A 16,398-nucleotide genomic window follows, 5' to 3' on the forward strand; every position below is an offset into this window, starting at 1 on the left:
GCCCAGTAAACTAATAGCCGGCAGCCTGGCCATCCTTTCGAGATTCTGATGCACCAAAATAGACTTTGTTTTTGGCATCATACAAAATCGCCTGATAGCCACCGTAACCACCTCGGCCAAAACGAATTTTATGCCCTCTGGCCATTAAACCGCGAATTGTCTGATAATCAATATCAGACTCTATGGCGATTTCACCACCTTCTTGAATATAAGCCGAATGCGCTTCGGTCGGTTCACTCGAACCAAAGTGCTGCCAGCGGGTTGCATCACCAGCCTCTTGCAGGTTCATACCAAAGTCGATAATGTTGGTGATAATTTGTACATGACCTTGTGGTTGCATTTGACCTCCCATCAAGCCAAAACTCATAAAAGGCTGATTATCCTTCATAACAAAGCCTGGAATGATGGTGTGAAAAGGGCGTTTGCCGGGGGCATAAACATTCGCATGTTTGGGATCCATTGAGAAAAGTTCGCCGCGATCCTGAAAGACAAATCCCAAACCTGGTACAACAACGCCAGAACCCATGCCACGATAGTTACTTTGAATCAGTGAAACCATGTTGCCATCTTTATCGGCTGTGGTCAGATAGATGGTATCGCCTTCATATAACGCTGGGTTGCCGCTATCGACTCGTTGTGCCGCATTGTCGCCAATCAGTTTGGCCCTTTCTCTGGCATATTCTTTTGAGAGTAACCCTTTTAACGGTGCTTGATAAAAGTCGAGGTCTGCATAAAATTTGGCACGATCTTCAAATACCAGCTTTTTTGATTCGACCATTAGATGTAGTGCTTGCTCACTTAAGAATCCCATTTTTCGTAAGTCATATTGCTCAAGAATATTGAGCATTTGTAACACGGCAATACCTTGACCGTTTGGGGGGAGCTGATAAACATCATATCCACGATAGTTTACAGATAAAGGTTTCACCCAAGTCGAGCTGTGTTCTTGTAAATCTTTCAACCGAATATAACCGCCATTTTCTCGCATAAACTGGTCAATCTTTTTGGCGATACTACCTCGATAAAACTCATCTCGTCCTTTATCGGCTATCAGACTTAGGGTGTTGGCTAAAGCCGGATTTTTAAAAATTTCACCCTTTTGCGGGGCTTTTCCGGCCAGGGTAAATGTTTGTGCAAAACTACCGGGTTGCTGTGATAATTTGGGAACACTTCTGTGCCAATAGTAAGCAATTAGCTCGGTTACCGGAAAACCTTGATTAGCGTAATCAATCGCAGGCTTTAACAATTGTTTGACTGGCAGCTTGCCAAATTTCTGATGAAGTTCAAACCAGCCATCAACCGCACCTGGGACTGAAATGGGCAACATGCCCAAGGGTGGAAGCGCTGTACGATTGAGCTTTTTGAGTTGTTTTTTCAATTGGCGGTAACTCAGTCCTTTGGGTGAACGTCCGCTGGCATTTAAACCATAAAGTTGTTGAGTTTTAGCATCCCAGACGATTGCATATAAATCGCCGCCAATGCCATTTCCGGTAGGCTCCATTAACCCCAATGCGGCGTTCGCTGCAATTGCGGCATCAACGGCACTGCCGCCTTGTTTTAAAATATCGAGACCGATTTGAGTTGCCAATGGTTGACTGGTTGCTACCATTCCATTGGGCGCGATAACTTCCGAGCGAGTTGCAAAATTTTGGCCATTTATTCTATCGGGCGCAGCAAATAGGCTAGAGTAAATACTAAGTAGTCCTAAAAAGCACAGTAATCGGTTTTTCTTTGTCATTGGTCGATCCTGAAAATATTAAAGTTGAATACATGTTAGTCAGGTTTTTTCGAGGGGGCAACCTGAGCGAAGTAGGTGAAATAATCGTTAACTTGTGATGTTTGCCTAAATATATAAGTAATCTAAGGAATGTTCGGTAATGAATTATCAGATGATTCAAAGATTGTTATAATCTTGAGCAACAAAAATTCACTTGAGTGAAATAATGAATTTAACTATAGAAAAATTTATCCACAACTGCCAGGTCTCCAGCCACAATGCCTATGAGTCATTCAAGCAATTATTAAATGAGTTGGAAAATCCTGAATCTCGAGCAAAGGCCGTTGAATTTTTATTTGCTCTGAAAAAATATACACTGCTAAACCAAACGGATGAGTGCTATTTTCAGTTTTTGGAGCAAAATGTTCTCGACCATTATGACCAAACGATTACATTGGATTTGCTGCAATTTCCTTCAACGTTTTTACCTGAAGCCTGGTCTTTTACTTTTTATGAAGGACTTATTCGATATCCGGCGAACGAATACCATAATAAAAAAGTGATTGAGTTAGGGTGTGGTATCGGCTGGATTAGCATTGCTTTAGCACTGCGTTATTTGCCAGAATGTATGATTGGTTTAGATATTAATCCAAAGGCAATTGTTTGTGCCAGACTCAATTTATATTTAAACGCCTTTCAGCCTAATGGCGAAATCAAAAACTTTGCCAATGGTCGAACGCTACTGAATATGATCGATTTTTACGAGTCGAACTTGTTTAGTCATTTTTCGGATTATCCAATTACCGTGGATCGCATTATTGGTTGTATTCCACAAGTTTTAAATCCCGAACCCGAAGTGATGGAACATTTAATCGCTGAAACTTCGAGTGATGAATATCTCTATTCTTTGAGTAATTACTTTGCCAAGCAAGGGTTTATTGAAGATCAATTTGGGCTAGGGTTAATCGCCAGTGCAGTTGAACAATCGATCGGTAAGCTAAAGCCTGATGGAAAGTTAATATTGAATTTAGGCGGCCGTCCTGGTCGAAAAGTGTTAGAACGACTAATGCAGCGTCGTGGATTTAAAGTCAGACGAATCTGGCAAACTCAAGTTGAACAAGCGGCAGATACCGAAATTAATGCGCTGGTTGATATTGAAAAATCTACTGGCCATCGCTTTGAATTTTATATGTCTGCCAGTTCTGATATTCCTATCGATGCCAGAACGGCTTTGCAGTATGCCAACGCCGGTGGAAAAATTTATCACTCCGTTGATGTCTATGAAGCAACCATGCTGTTGCCTGAAAAAGTTAAAACAATTTATCAGGCTATCGATCAATTTGCTGACTCTGAACTGAAAAGTGCCGTTGATTTAACTTATGATAGCTTTGAAGATGCCGATGAACGTTATTCTTTTTTGGCTTTTTTAGCGAAACAGATTCAACAGTTATCTCACTTTCCTTATGAAGATACGGCGGGACTTAATTATTTCAGACAACAATTAGCTGAATACTTTCGCTATTATCTGCAAGTTGATATTTCAGAAAAGCAAGTATTAATTACACCTAGCCGCCGCGAATTAATTGAAAGCTTACTGACTAATTATCGCCCACGTTTGACGCTGGTATCTAAAAATCAGTGTTATCTTATTGGTCGTGACTTTGATCAACCTGAATGTGAAATTATTCAAGTACCCTCACAAGTTGAATATTTAATTGAGTTGATTAAAAAACTTCAACCGCAGTGTGTTATAACTCAAATTGATGCACATGAAATTCAATCTGGTCAATTAGTTCAGCAGTTGATTCATTGTGCGGTTGAGCATCAGGTATTATTGCTACTGGATTTAACCGACAATATTGACCTAAGCAGTCAGCCCGAAATTCATGGTGTGTATCGTTATTTGTCAGAGCATACACTGCCTAATAATTTAATCATTATGGCAGGTTTGATTAATAATCGGGTTTATCAGGATTACACACTTAATATTACATTGACCAGTAATGATTTTATTGCCAAGCACTTAATTGATGCGGCTGAACTAACCTATAGTCGTACACCATTTTTAAAACAACTTTACTATGCACATTTACTCGAGGAGTTACTGTTTTTTCAACGCACTCGAAAAACAACTGTTATGGAAAATAAAGCGGTACATATTGCGCCAGCGTTACCGCTAGCATTGTGTCAGACAACCCAAAAAGCATTTGGGCATCCGGCTATTCAAGGAAATCATTTAAACTTTACCGATAATACGATTCGACTGGACTACGGAGAAAATGAGTTAGCTGTTCCGGAAGTGCTAAAAGAGGCATTGTTTGAAAGCTATTTAGTTCGCCGGTGTGTTGGAGATGATGCCTCACCAGAGGAGCCACTACAGCAATTGTTGAGTGAACGATTTAATTTTTCACCTCAATTATTTTCCATGATGCTTTTTGGGAATGGCGTAGCCCCAATATTTGCAGCGTTACTCACTTTATGTGCGCGAGAAAAGAAAAAACTACTTATTCCCAGTGGCAGTTATGGTTATTTTCGTGCCGCCGCAGAATATAAAGGAATTGATGTTATTGTTATTGAGACGTTTGAAAAAGATAATTTCAAACTAACGCCAGAGCAATTAAATAGTACTTTAGCGCAACATGCTGACTGTTGGTTATTTCTAAATGCGCCGGTTGTTAATCCTACTGGTGCAATTTATGGTCAACAAGAAATGTCGAACTTATTGAGTATTGCTGCTGAGCGAGGCGTGACAGTGATTATGGATAGCATTTTTTGTGGACTAGAGTTTAGTGATAATCTTCGTTGGGATTTGGCCGATAGTATCGAACGCTTTAATGCAACAAATAATGCGCGTTTTATTTTACTCGGTGGGATTTCTAAAGAATTTGCAGCTGGTGGATTACGCTTTGGCTATTGTTGGTCGACATCGAGAGCCTTGCTCCAGAGTTTGCAACCAGAATTACCTCATATTCCACATTTCACATTGAAATATGCTATACGCAAATTAATTCGCCTGCAATTAAGTCTAGATTCGTCATTATTAGCACATTTACAATGGCAAAAAGACACGTTGTTTTCCAGAGCAAAACAGTTATCTGCGGTGCTCACCCAACGTGGATGGCAGGTCATCATGCCTCAAGGAGGCTTATTTTTGGTGGCTAAGCCGCAGCAAAAGATCGATCTCGAACAGCTACCGTTAACCGAAGGTGGTGATAAGGTAACGGAATTATTATTCCAGCAAAGTAACGTTGCGATTAATAATTCAACCTGGACCGGACTGCCTGGGTATTGTCGTTTTGTTTTATCAGGCAGTGAAAATGACTTTCAAGAAGGGATCAAACGTTTGAGCCAGTTTTAACTGGCTCGAGTTTATTGGTTGGTTTTGGTTTGATTAATTGTTGCTTTCAAATAGTGTTTTAACTTTAAGGTGCAAAGTTTCCGCTGTGACATCGGCAGGCATGATTTTGGGACCTGCAATTAAACCAATTTGGGCCATGAATTTTTTGGGAAAGCCTTTCATGGCGCGGCCATTTTTTCGGCTAAACCAAGAGCCCCATAATCCAGTTAATGCTAAAGGAATTACTGGAACGGGGGTTTTTTCAATAATTTTTTCAATGCCTTTTTTAAATTCCCCGATTTTTCCGTCTGCGGTCAGCTTGCCTTCTGGAAAAATACAGACAACTTCACCGCGACTTAACTCTCTAGCAATTTTTTCAAATGCAGATTCCATTAGCGCTTTGTTTTCTCGCGCAGGTGCAATTGGAATTGCGTTGGCCATTTTGAAAAATGTGCCAATGATAGGGGCAGCAAAAATTTTATGGTACATCACAAAGCGAACATTACGTTTACAGTAACCTGCAATAATTAACGCATCGACAAAACTGACATGATTACAAACCAACACGCAGGCATCGTGTGTTGGGATCAAGTGTAAGTTGCGCGGTTTTATACGGTAAATGGTGTTAACTAATAACCAGGTAATAAAACGAAAAATAAACTCGGGCGCTTTGAAAAAAATATAAATGGCAACGAATATGTTGACGATAGCTGTTGCTAAAAATATTTCGGGAATAGTACAGTTTAAGCTGATTAAGGTAATTGCAAAAATACCTGAAAACACCATAAATAATGCATTTAAAATATTTAACCCTGCAATCAATCTTGACATATGGGGTTTACTGCCACGTTGCTGCACGAGTGCATATAGTGGAACGGTAAACAGTCCACCAAAAATGCCAATCATAATAGCGTCTATTAGAACGCGCCATGAACCATTGAGGCCAATAAACTGAATGTAATCATAGGTAGGGATTAAGTTACTGGCAGTATTAGCTAAATATAAATCATAACCAAACAAGCTCAGGCCAAACGCCCCAATTGGGACTAGCCCTGCTTCAACTCGGCCGGCTGAAAGTTTTTCACATAACAATGCGCCAATGCCAATGCCAATGGAAAAGGCGGTTAAAAATAATGTTGCGACAGATTCGTCACCGGCTAATGTTGATTTAGTGTAATTAGGTAATTGAGTCAGATAAATTGCGCCATAAAACCAAAACCAAGAAATTCCTAAAATTGCCAGAAAAACGGTTTTGTTGCTATACATAAACTTAATGTTGTTATAGATTTCTCGAAAAACATTCCAGTTGATGGTTAGTTCTGGTGCAACGGCTGGGGTAACTGGAATTTTGCGACTGGCAAGATAGCCTGTTACAGCAAAGGTAACCAGTGCAATTGATAAATACAGCAGGTTATTACTTTGTAGCGTCATCATTGTCCCACCAATAATTGTCCCCAATAAAATGGCTAGAAAAGTGCTCGATTCAATTAAAGCATTGCCTCCCACCAGTTCATCATGGTGCAAGTGTTGCGGGATTAATCCATACTTTAAAGGGCCAAAAATGGCCGACTGAAAACCCATTAAAAATAAAATAAATAACAGCGCACTGTAACTTTCAAAGTAAAATCCGACCGTTGCCATGAGCATGATAATAATTTCAGCCAATTTTACCCGTCGAATATTAATGGATTTTTCATACTTTTCTGCTAGCTGACCTGCAATAGCTGAAAAAATAAAAAATGGTAAGATAAACAGTATGGCAGCCAGATTAACGGCTATTTTAGAGTCAACAGGTAAGCTTTCGGCTGCTTTAAATGAAAGCAAGATGACAAGTGCATTTTTAAAAACGTTATCGTTTAGTGCGCCGAGCGCCTGAGTAATAAAAAAGGGGAAAAAACGCCGCTCTTTTAAAAGTGAAAACTGACTGTGTGACATGAAAAAAATTCCTGAAATTAAACTGACCCAAACTTATAAATATTGCGTTGTATTATTATGATTTGTATATCGATGATGTTTGATCGATATGGCTATTCATTTGACTCCTTAGCAGTTTTGGGATTAATCGCCAGTGGAACAAATCCGTTATGGCCTCCAAATTTGTCCAGTTGATCGTCTACTTGAAAGTAGCTGACATGGCGATCATAAAAAACATGAATTTGTGGCACTTGTTTAATGTCTGCGTTGGCTGATTCACGTGTAATGTGTACTTCATCTGGCCAGTTTTTTCCAACAAAAAACAATGGCGTTCCGCAGTGAATGCAATGTCCTCGCTGGGCATTTTGAGAAGAATCAAACCAGGCAATATCTGCTTCGCCACGTAACACTTCAAAATTGATTTTTTCAACACCAAACCAAGTAACAAAAGGTGCGCTTTGCGTTTTTCGACAGATTTCGCAGTGACAGTGAGCACACCATTTGACGGGTAATTGCACCCGATATTGAACTCGTCCACAAAAACATCCACCTTGCAGTTTCTGGTTGGCAATTGCTGATTGCTCCATTATGAATGCCTCGTCAAAATTTACAAATTATGTTTGAAAGTCCCAATCTTTGGTAATCGTCTGTTAAGCCTCGTAAACAGATGAGTATTAAATAATCCTCGAATACGATGCATGTAGTTCCAATTTCTATGAGGCTAAACTGCAATTTGTAACAGCGGCACAATTAACTGGTTATTGGCTGATAAGCTTTTGAAAAACGGCCATGTGCTAAAAAGTGTAATACCTCATGAATCAGTTCACTATCCCACATCATAAATGAGTGATGCAAAGGCATCACAATAAAGTCAGTCATAGTGCTACATTGCGTATTAGATAACTCAACGACACCATCGCCGGGTGCATTATCGGTGGCTTTTTTATAATACCAGCTTACCGGAACAATCAGACTGAATTTAACATTCCCCGCAATAATGCCTGTTTCAATATCGGGTTCGGGGAGGGTATCAATGAGTTGGCTATCCGGGGTTAAATCTGCTGTTACAGGAGGGACAAAGTGTTTAAACCACCAATGAGAGAGCATAAAACTAGCAGTCTGCGTACCTTTATTAGGGCTGCCCAACATGACGCAGCGACCTTTTTTCCACTCGGGGTGTGCAGCCAATAAGCCTCGAATTAATATACCACCAAAAGAATGACCAACAAAGTGGATGGGGTTATCTGGTTGTAGCCATTGATTGATGGTTTTAGCGAGTGACTGAATAATTGATTGATAATTTTCGGTCAGTCCGTGATAGTTGGCATTTAACACTCGATAACCTTGCTCTTCCAGCGCCAGAGCAATTTTTTGCATACTTCTTGGGCCTCTGCCCAAACCATGAAGGATCACGGCCTGGGGGCGTTCAGATGATGACATTAACTTAATAACTTCCTATGACAAATTAAAAAAGCGACAACTATTGGTATAGCTTATATCAGATAGATGCTGCAAGCTTTGATTACGTGCATTGGCGACGGTTTGCGCAATATGGGGTAAATATTGAGGTTCGTTGCGATTATCGGTGGGTTTAGGGGACAGGTTGCGTGGGGTCAAATAAGGACCATCGGTTTCCAGCATCAGGCGATCATCAGGGATAAAAGCGACGGCTTGATATAAGTCTTGCCCTCTGCGTTCATCACAGATCCAGCCGGTTACACCAATGTATAAATTCAGATCGAGGTATTTCGCTAATTTGTGTTTATCACTGGTAAAGCAATGGATTACCGCATCGCCAATTTGTTCCCGATATTGTTTGAGAATGGAAAACTGGGTATCAAAAGCATCTCTCTCATGAAGAAATAGTGGCTTTTGCAGTGCGATGGCCAGTTCGAGTTGTTTTTCAAATGCTTCAATTTGCTTGGTGGGCGGTGAAAAGTTACGGTTAAAATCGAGTCCACATTCACCAATAGCGACAACGGCGGGTTGTTTTGCTAATCGCTCGAGTTTAGCCATACCCTCATTATCTAATGATTTCGCATCGTGAGGATGACAGCCTGCGGTAGCAAACAAAATGCCGGGCCGGCTTTGCGCTAAAGCCAGCGCTTGTTCACTTTCGCTAACGCTGGTGCCAGTGATGATTAACTTATCGACTCCATTTTTTTGTGCCCTGTCAATTACCTGTTGACGATCTTTGGCATATCGACGGTTTGTCAGGTTGATGCCAATATCAACCCATTTGAGTCGTGTTTTTTGTGGTTGCTCAGTTAAATGTGTAGTCAAATTGATTGTCTCTGCTTCGCTGATGCACGGTTATTTTTTGGCTGATTGATAGTGTTTCATCATTTCAGGGATTAGCTTTTGCAGAGCCTGCTGGCGATTTTCAGGCGAAGGGTGAGTACTCATAAATTCAAACCCTTGATTACCACTGACTTGCGCCATTTTTTGCCATAATGATACGGCTGCGTTAGGGTTATAACCTGCTTTGGCGGCCAGTAAAATACCGAGTTTGTCGGCTTCGGTTTCTGAACCTCGGCTATTGGGTAAGGTAATGGCAACTTGTGCTGCTGCAGTTGCCAGTGAAACATGTTGAGCATTGGCTTGCGTCATATTTTGCAGTAGTTCAAGCGCAAGATTATTAGCCATTGCAAGCGACATGCGTTCGGCTGAGTGATTGAGTAGGGCGTGGGATATTTCGTGGCCCATGACTTGTGCAATTTCATCATCAGTGGCAGATAATTTTTGAATTAACCCAGTATAGATGGCCATTTTGCCACCAGCCATGCACCAGGCATTTACGGTTTGTGGATCATCAATCAGCTTAGTGCTCCATTGCCAGTCTCGTGTATTGGGACGTAAACTCATTGCTTGTTGGATTAGTTTGTCAGTAATGGTTTTGATACGTTTAACCTGAGCGGGGTTATTATCCAGCTTGCCTGCTTTTTCAAAGGGTTCGAGTGTATTGGTATAAGCTTGTTTAGAGGCTTGTATCGCGCTATTCTCATTTACCAACATAAATTGTTTGCGCCCAGCAATATTGGTGGCGCAACTGGTAATAAAAAAGCTAAAAATCAAGATTGCGAAAGTCAGTTTGATATATCGCATTTTGAATAAAAACATGACGGTATTAACCATATAGTCAGTTAAAAGAAGCTATAAACAATACCAGATCCCGTTATGAGAAATGAAGCAAAAATCATAGATTTTTATGCACAAGGCTTAAGAGGACTCTTAAAGAGGTTGATTAGGTTTTGTTTCATTTGATGAGTAATTGATTCAATAATATGCACAACGAACTATCCAAAGCACAGAAGGTCTGGTTAACCGTACAGAAAATTCCTATTGGTAAAGTGGCCAGTTATGGCCAAATTGCCGATCTGGCAGGACTACCTGGGCGTGCCAGATTGGTCGGCAAAGTGCTCGGGCAAGCCCCAGATAACATGAAGTTGCCTTGGTATCGGGTATTACGCAGTAGCGGTCAGTTGGCTTTTGAGGCCGGTAGTCCTCAAGCAGAAAAACAAAAAGGCTTACTTCAGGAAGAGGGGGTCGTGGTGTTAAAAAACCGGGTAAAAATCAGTCAGTTTGGTTGGCAACCCAATTTGGGTGAATTACTCGAAATGCAGTTTTAAATGCCTAATTGTTGAACTTCTAGTGATGTCAGATAAAGTGAAACCAGATATAAATTAATAGGCACTACGACACTGTGGACTAGTTTTATTGACAAAACCTTTTTGCCACTGGCACTAGAGCGACTCGGTCTCCCCTGATCATTTGTAGGCAGTCTCCTGTTTTTATTGTCGTGTCTTTCGTCACAACATTATAGTGAGCTTGATCAGGAGAGACTAAGTCAACCAAAAGTCCATTTCTGGAACTCCGCTTGATTTAACTTGCGCAAAAAATCAACATGAAAAAGATATTAACCACTGAAAAATGAACTGAACCTGAACAAAAAATAAATGATGTTCAGGTTCTTCATTGCTTATATGAGAGAGACTAGCGTTTGATACCAAAGTGTAAATCGAAGAAGTGACGTATCATATTGAGTCGGTGCATCCCTGTTTTTTTGCCACGAATGCTGTGCTTTTTACCTGGATAGTCCATCACATAAAACTGAATATTATTATCTTGCAATGTTTTATATAAACGGGTGGCATTTTTGAAAAGAACGTTATCATCTGCCATGCCATGATAGATCAACAGTGGACCTTGCAGGTTAGTCGCATAGGGAAATACCGATGATTCCTCATAAGCTTGCGGGACCTGATTAGGGTTACCCATATATCTTTCGGTATAGTGAGTATCATAGAGTTGCCAATCGGTGACAGGGGCACCTGAAACGCCGGCTTTAAAATAATCCGCGGCCTTAAACATTGTCATCAGCGTCATATACCCGCCATAGCTGTGACCGTGAACCCCAATTTTTTGCGCATCCACCCAGGGAAGTTTACGCAGAAATTTAACCCCTTCAATTTGATCGCTGACTTCTATTTTACCCATTGCCTGATAAATCGCATCTTCAAACTTTTTGCCGCGATTAGCCGAACCTCGATTGTCGACAGTAAACACTGCATAACCTTGTTGTGCCATGTATTGCGGCATATAGCTTGTCCACGAGTTAGTCACCATTTGTGCGCCTGGGCCGCCATATAGATAAACCAGTACCGGATATTTTTTGCGTGCATTAAAGTTGGCTGGTTTATACAGACGATAATGCAGTGTCGTGTTGTCTGCCGATTGAAAAGTCCCAAATTCTGGATAAACCCAATCTGATAAATATTCATGCAGTGGATGTTGTTTATCGACTTTGTTTTCTACCAGCCACGACAGGCGCTCACCATTTGTACGATGCAAACTGACTTGTGGCGGTGTTGTGGAAGAAGAGAAAAAGTCAATATAACTGCTGCCATCATGGCCAAACACAATTGAATGCATACCCTTTTTTTGAGTTACTTTACTGATTTTACTCGAATCAAAAGAAACCTGATAAAGATGTCGTTCAATTGGAGTATCTTTGCGACCAGTAAAATAGATGGTCTTGCTGTCTTCATCGACGTGAGCGATATCATCAACTTTCCAGTCACCTTGGGTTAGCGTTTTAACTAGTTTTCCTTCCAATGTGTATAAATATAAATGTTTGAAGCCACTGCGTTCTGAAGCCCAGATAAAATGTTTTTTGTCGCCCAAAAAATGGAGTGTCTTATGTAAATTTATCCAGGTAGGGCTGGTTTCCTGCAAAATGTTTGATACCTTTTTGGTATTCCAATCATATAAATTTAATTTTAATGTCTGCTGATTTCGACTCTGCCACTGAAAAGATAACTGATTGCTGTTTTTTGTCCATTGCACTCGTGGTAAGTAAAAGTCTTGTTCTTTACCTAAATCGACCCAACGAATTTTTTTATTTTTAATAGCAATAACACCTAATTCTATTTTAACGTTGGGTTTACCGGCAAACGGATAACGTTGTTGAATCATTTTGATTTCGTCAGCATAAATTTCACTGCGTGTTACTTGCTCTACTGGTGACTCATCAACTTTAGTAAAAGCAATTTTGCTTTCATCTCCCGACCACCAGTAGCCAGTCATACGGCCCATTTCTTCTTGAGCAACAAATTCGGCCATACCAAACTTAATTGCGCCGCCGCCTTTTTTGGTAAGCTGTATTTCTTTGTTTTTGGCAAGGTTAAATATAAATATATTCTGATCGCGGATATAAGAAATATAATTGCCCTTGGGTGAAAAACGTACGTCAGTTTCAAACTCAGGTGTCGAGATGATCTTTCTTGCCTTTTTATCGCCGACTTTGTAGTAATAAATATCACCTGCTAAAGGAAATAAAAGCGCAGTGCCGTCTTTTGACCATTGATAGCTGACGATACCGCTACCACTTAATCGCATACGCTCTCGTCTGGCCTTTTCTTCATCTGATAACGCTTCTTTACCTGAATGTAGATCGTCTGAATCGAAGAGTAATTTGGTTTGTTGAGTCTGAATATTGTATTCCCATAAATCTAGACGTTCGTAGTCACTGTCTTTACCTTTCAAAAAGGTGACGCGATTTCCATCGGGCGAAATTTGCAGGCCACGCATTGATGCGCCGGAAAGCGAAGGCGATGAATAGATACGTTCAACATCGAGCTTTTTAGCAAATACGGAGGGAACGCTGATTAACAGTAATACTATGACATAGTAAAAAACTGAGTGTCTTTTCATTGTTTTTCCTTATAGTCCAGAGGGATATTTATTGATTAATGATAATGCTCGTCAGAGGCTTTTATCGATTAATGGCTTTGTTATCGATGAGCTCAAGTCTAGCGGGATTTAAAATTTACAACAAGGTTGACTGGTATGAATCCTTAAATTAACTGTATAAATGACGTACAGCGAGTTGATGACTGTATCACTAGATCGATATTCTAAGACTTAGAATTTCTAGCCTAACGACAAAAAATAAACTTGGCTCGCGGTAATATTGAGTTATTTCAGGTAATATCTTGCTTTCACTAACGGTTCAGTCTTAAAAATACATTTTTATTTAATCATGACAAAAGCTTGGATGGTCCGCGCTGGGCGCGGCGGACTTTTTATTGATGACTTTATTAATAACAATTTGGTTGCTATTGGTTGGAATTTGCTCGGCGAGTTGAGTCAGTTGCAAGCTGACGCTCAATTAAAAGCCGCTTATATTCAGTACTATGGCAATGAGAAACCCAATAAAACCGCTAATGCACTCTCTATGCTGCGTCGATTCTATCACGAGATACAACCTGGCGATTGGTTATTAACCTATTCCCCAAAACAGCGGCTATATCATATTGGTGAAGATTTGAACCAATATGAATACCGTCATTGTGATACAGGGCTATATGCCAATATTCGTCGAGTGAACTGGCTGGGAACGGTCAAACGCGATTGTTTGTCGGCTAATAGTCGAAGTTCACTTGGTTCGGTATTGAGTCTATTTACAGTTAAAGAAAAGGTGAGGCTTGAGATTGAGTCGCAACTTGCGAGGGATGTAAGTGTATAGTTTGATTACTAAGGTTCACTTGCATGCAGCGAGCTTGGCATTGCTTTTTATGTGAGAGATTGCAGTCGCAGGCGCTTTAGTTCTTTTAGCTTGGATGTTCTTCTTGGTAATCTGATGGGCAATGCAGGTTTTTTTGACTAACCACTCTTAAGGGTTTGCGTGTTCTATTAAATGAATAAAAATGGATGAAAAATGAAAATTATACAATTAATAATACTTTTAATATTTTCTAATATATCTTTAGCTGGTACAGACATAAGTTCTACAGTTGAACGAATTCAGATAAAAGGGGATGGAAAGCTTTGGTTGAAAATGACAGATGCTAGATTTGATCAATACTGCAAGCCAGGTTGGAATGGTTTTAATTTATATATTCCAGAATCTGATAAATCATTTCCATATTACTATGGTTTAGTAACATCGGCTTTAGCGAAAGGTCAAAAGCTGTTTATTGCTAACATCAGTATCGGTAATGGAAGTTCTGCATGTGATATCACTCAAACTGGGTTTGGTGTTGTTCTTCAGAAAGCACAGCCTTAAATGCAATTCAACTATAGAATCTAAATATGATTATTTTAGAAAGGATGTTAGATAGTAGTGGTGAAGTCGAAACGTTTGAGAAAAATCCTCTTTAACTTTATATATGGAGAAAGAGTTAGGCTCGAAGGGAGATATATCTAAATCCTTAAAGTCCATATTATTACAAAACTGCTTATAACACTTAACACTATTCAACTTTGGATTGAGCACTTTACACGATAAAGCGCTCAATCTTGCCTTTTTATTTATCATACCAACCTGGCGTGTGCTAAATTTTGTGTATCTCTTTTTGAGAAAAATCTAAGGGGCTGTGTAAGCAGTTAAAGACCGGGAATTGTCATTTACCTTGGTTTACTGAATGAATAGGTTGGGTAGTGATGCTGAAAGTTGCCACTTTGAACGCCATTTTTTATCGCCTAAATATAGCTGAGCAATTCCGTAATCTATACTTGTGCTACTCCACGGTGGGTTTATTCCTTTTTATATTTATAACCGGTTCAATTAGCTTGTCGGTAAAAAGCGCACAGCCAATAGCTCAAGAACAGGTCTCGCAAGGCTCGACATTTCACAAGCAAGCTTCTCAAAATTATTTAAATCAGCGAACCAATTTGCCAAGTACCGAAGTGGTGTTGGCCAATATCTATTGGTGTCATACGACACTGCAAATTCGTGCGCAAAATTTATCATCACTTCAAATGCAACAGGTTTGTGAAGAATTAAGCCGACTAAATGAGCAATTCCATCTGATTTTTGACACACAAAATAAACCGGTTGCCGATGATCATAGTGATTTGCTGCGTGTAAATATCTATGCTGACTATCAAGAGTACCAGAAATATGCTGGATTTCATTTTAAAATTCCAACTGACAATGGAGGTATTTTTATTGAAGGTGAACCAGAAAAAATAGGAAATCGAGCCGAGTTTATAGTCTTTGAGCATCAACAAAAAATTTGGAACTTACGCCATGAATATGTTCATTATCTTGATGCAAGGTTTAACCTATATGGCGATTTTTGTCAGATTTTACATGATTCTCATTTACCGCCCGAAAATTGTCCTAAACCTGCGCCGGCATTGCCGCACATGATTTGGTGGCATGAGGGAATGGCTGAATATTTGGCAAAAGGTGATGCGCATTATAAAGCGTTTACTATTGTTAGTCAGGCCAGTACACAATATGTTTTAAGTGAATTATTTAATACCAGTTATGTAAAAAATGGTGGCGGACGTCGGGTGTATTATTGGGGATATTTTGCCAGTCGTTATATGTTAGAGCAGCAACGAGAAAAAGTAGAGCAAATGCTTAGTTTGTTAAGGCAAGGTGAAACTGCACGCTACCAAGCTTTAGTTCGTCAATGGGGAAAAAGTATGGATAAAGACTTTGCTGAATGGTTAGACGTTTTATTGCGTTTTCGACAAAATGAAATCGCTTATCAGTTTGTCCAGTAATTAATATTTACCGCAACTACGAATTAAATAGAAATTGGTGATGAACAAAAATTAAAATAATGCAGTTGAAATTATTTTGTAGATTCAAATTCGAAGTGCAACAATCTGCTACCAATGACGCTGTTAAACAATAAAAACGAGAGGTTAACCACCTGGTTGTCAAAATGGTTGTGCACATGATATGCAATCTTTAGGGTAGGTCTATCGAGATCTGAAAACTGGCAAACTGATTTTAATTAGCCAACAGTAAATATGTTCATTAGCACCTGACAGACTAAAAAACACCCCACCACAGTGACAGCTAAAACCCACCAATCACTGCCATTAGCCAAATAAAATCCCACAATCCCACCGACTAGCAGCGAGATTTTGGGTTTCCAGTGAATGGGTTTTAAATCGTCCAAGGTATAAG

The 16,398-nt window shown here is 39.9% G+C and carries 12 protein-coding genes; 5 read left to right on the plus strand and 7 right to left on the minus strand.

The window, feature by feature from the left end:
* Positions 1 to 10 precede the first annotated feature (10 nt).
* Complete coding sequence (gene ggt, locus ABVT42_RS18150) at positions 11 to 1,738, minus strand: gamma-glutamyltransferase (protein ID WP_353897110.1); 1,728 nt, start codon at positions 1,736 to 1,738, stop codon at positions 11 to 13.
* A gap of 205 nt (positions 1,739 to 1,943) precedes the next feature.
* Between ggt and ABVT42_RS18155 the strand changes: the two genes are divergently transcribed.
* Positions 1,944 to 5,075 (plus strand): aminotransferase class I/II-fold pyridoxal phosphate-dependent enzyme, encoded by a 3,132-nt coding sequence (locus ABVT42_RS18155; protein WP_353897109.1) that lies wholly within the window; start codon positions 1,944 to 1,946, stop codon positions 5,073 to 5,075.
* 33 nt (positions 5,076 to 5,108) lie between these two features.
* Here the strand turns inward: ABVT42_RS18155 and ABVT42_RS18160 are convergent, their stop codons facing one another.
* The 5 genes from ABVT42_RS18160 to ABVT42_RS18180 form a co-directional block, all read right to left on the minus strand.
* Positions 5,109 to 6,989: an MFS transporter gene (locus tag ABVT42_RS18160; RefSeq protein WP_353897108.1), complete on the minus strand. Its 1,881-nt coding sequence runs from the start codon at positions 6,987 to 6,989 to the stop codon at positions 5,109 to 5,111.
* Positions 6,990 to 7,081: 92 nt separating this feature from the next.
* The gene (locus tag ABVT42_RS18165; protein ID WP_353897107.1) at positions 7,082 to 7,555 is read right to left on the minus strand and encodes a GFA family protein; all 474 of its coding nucleotides are present in this window, start codon (positions 7,553 to 7,555) and stop codon (positions 7,082 to 7,084) included.
* Positions 7,556 to 7,718: 163 nt separating this feature from the next.
* On the minus strand, positions 7,719 to 8,408 hold the full coding sequence (locus ABVT42_RS18170; RefSeq protein WP_353897106.1) for an esterase/lipase family protein: 690 nt from the start codon (positions 8,406 to 8,408) through the stop codon (positions 7,719 to 7,721).
* Between the two features lie 15 nt (positions 8,409 to 8,423).
* On the minus strand, positions 8,424 to 9,251 hold the full coding sequence (locus tag ABVT42_RS18175; RefSeq protein ID WP_353897105.1) for a TatD family hydrolase: 828 nt from the start codon (positions 9,249 to 9,251) through the stop codon (positions 8,424 to 8,426).
* 30 nt (positions 9,252 to 9,281) lie between these two features.
* Complete coding sequence (locus ABVT42_RS18180) at positions 9,282 to 9,983, minus strand: M48 family metallopeptidase (RefSeq protein WP_353897104.1); 702 nt, start codon at positions 9,981 to 9,983, stop codon at positions 9,282 to 9,284.
* Positions 9,984 to 10,252: 269 nt separating this feature from the next.
* Between ABVT42_RS18180 and ABVT42_RS18185 the strand changes: the two genes are divergently transcribed.
* Positions 10,253 to 10,597, plus strand: a complete 345-nt coding sequence (locus tag ABVT42_RS18185; RefSeq protein ID WP_353897103.1) for an MGMT family protein — start codon at positions 10,253 to 10,255, stop codon at positions 10,595 to 10,597.
* 364 nt (positions 10,598 to 10,961) lie between these two features.
* Here the strand turns inward: ABVT42_RS18185 and ABVT42_RS18190 are convergent, their stop codons facing one another.
* A complete protein-coding gene (locus tag ABVT42_RS18190; RefSeq protein WP_353897102.1) occupies positions 10,962 to 13,181 on the minus strand; it encodes a S9 family peptidase in 2,220 nt (739 codons plus the stop codon).
* A gap of 328 nt (positions 13,182 to 13,509) precedes the next feature.
* Here ABVT42_RS18190 and ABVT42_RS18195 point away from each other — a divergent pair, with 328 nt between their 5' ends.
* The 3 genes from ABVT42_RS18195 (at position 13,510) to ABVT42_RS18205 (ending at position 15,986) form a co-directional block, all read left to right on the plus strand.
* Positions 13,510 to 13,995 carry a restriction endonuclease gene (locus ABVT42_RS18195; RefSeq protein WP_353897101.1) on the plus strand — a complete coding sequence of 162 codons (486 nt, stop codon included), beginning with the start codon at positions 13,510 to 13,512 and terminating at the stop codon, positions 13,993 to 13,995.
* A gap of 192 nt (positions 13,996 to 14,187) precedes the next feature.
* Positions 14,188 to 14,535, plus strand: coding sequence for a hypothetical protein (locus tag ABVT42_RS18200; RefSeq protein ID WP_353897100.1), 348 nt, complete (start codon positions 14,188 to 14,190; stop codon positions 14,533 to 14,535).
* A 506-nt stretch (positions 14,536 to 15,041) separates the two neighbouring features.
* Positions 15,042 to 15,986, plus strand: a complete 945-nt coding sequence (locus ABVT42_RS18205; RefSeq protein WP_353897099.1) for a collagenase — start codon at positions 15,042 to 15,044, stop codon at positions 15,984 to 15,986.
* Positions 15,987 to 16,398 lie beyond the last annotated feature (412 nt).

Source organism: Aliikangiella maris (genome assembly GCF_040719265.1).
GTDB classification, from domain to species: domain Bacteria; phylum Pseudomonadota; class Gammaproteobacteria; order Enterobacterales; family Kangiellaceae; genus Aliikangiella; species Aliikangiella maris.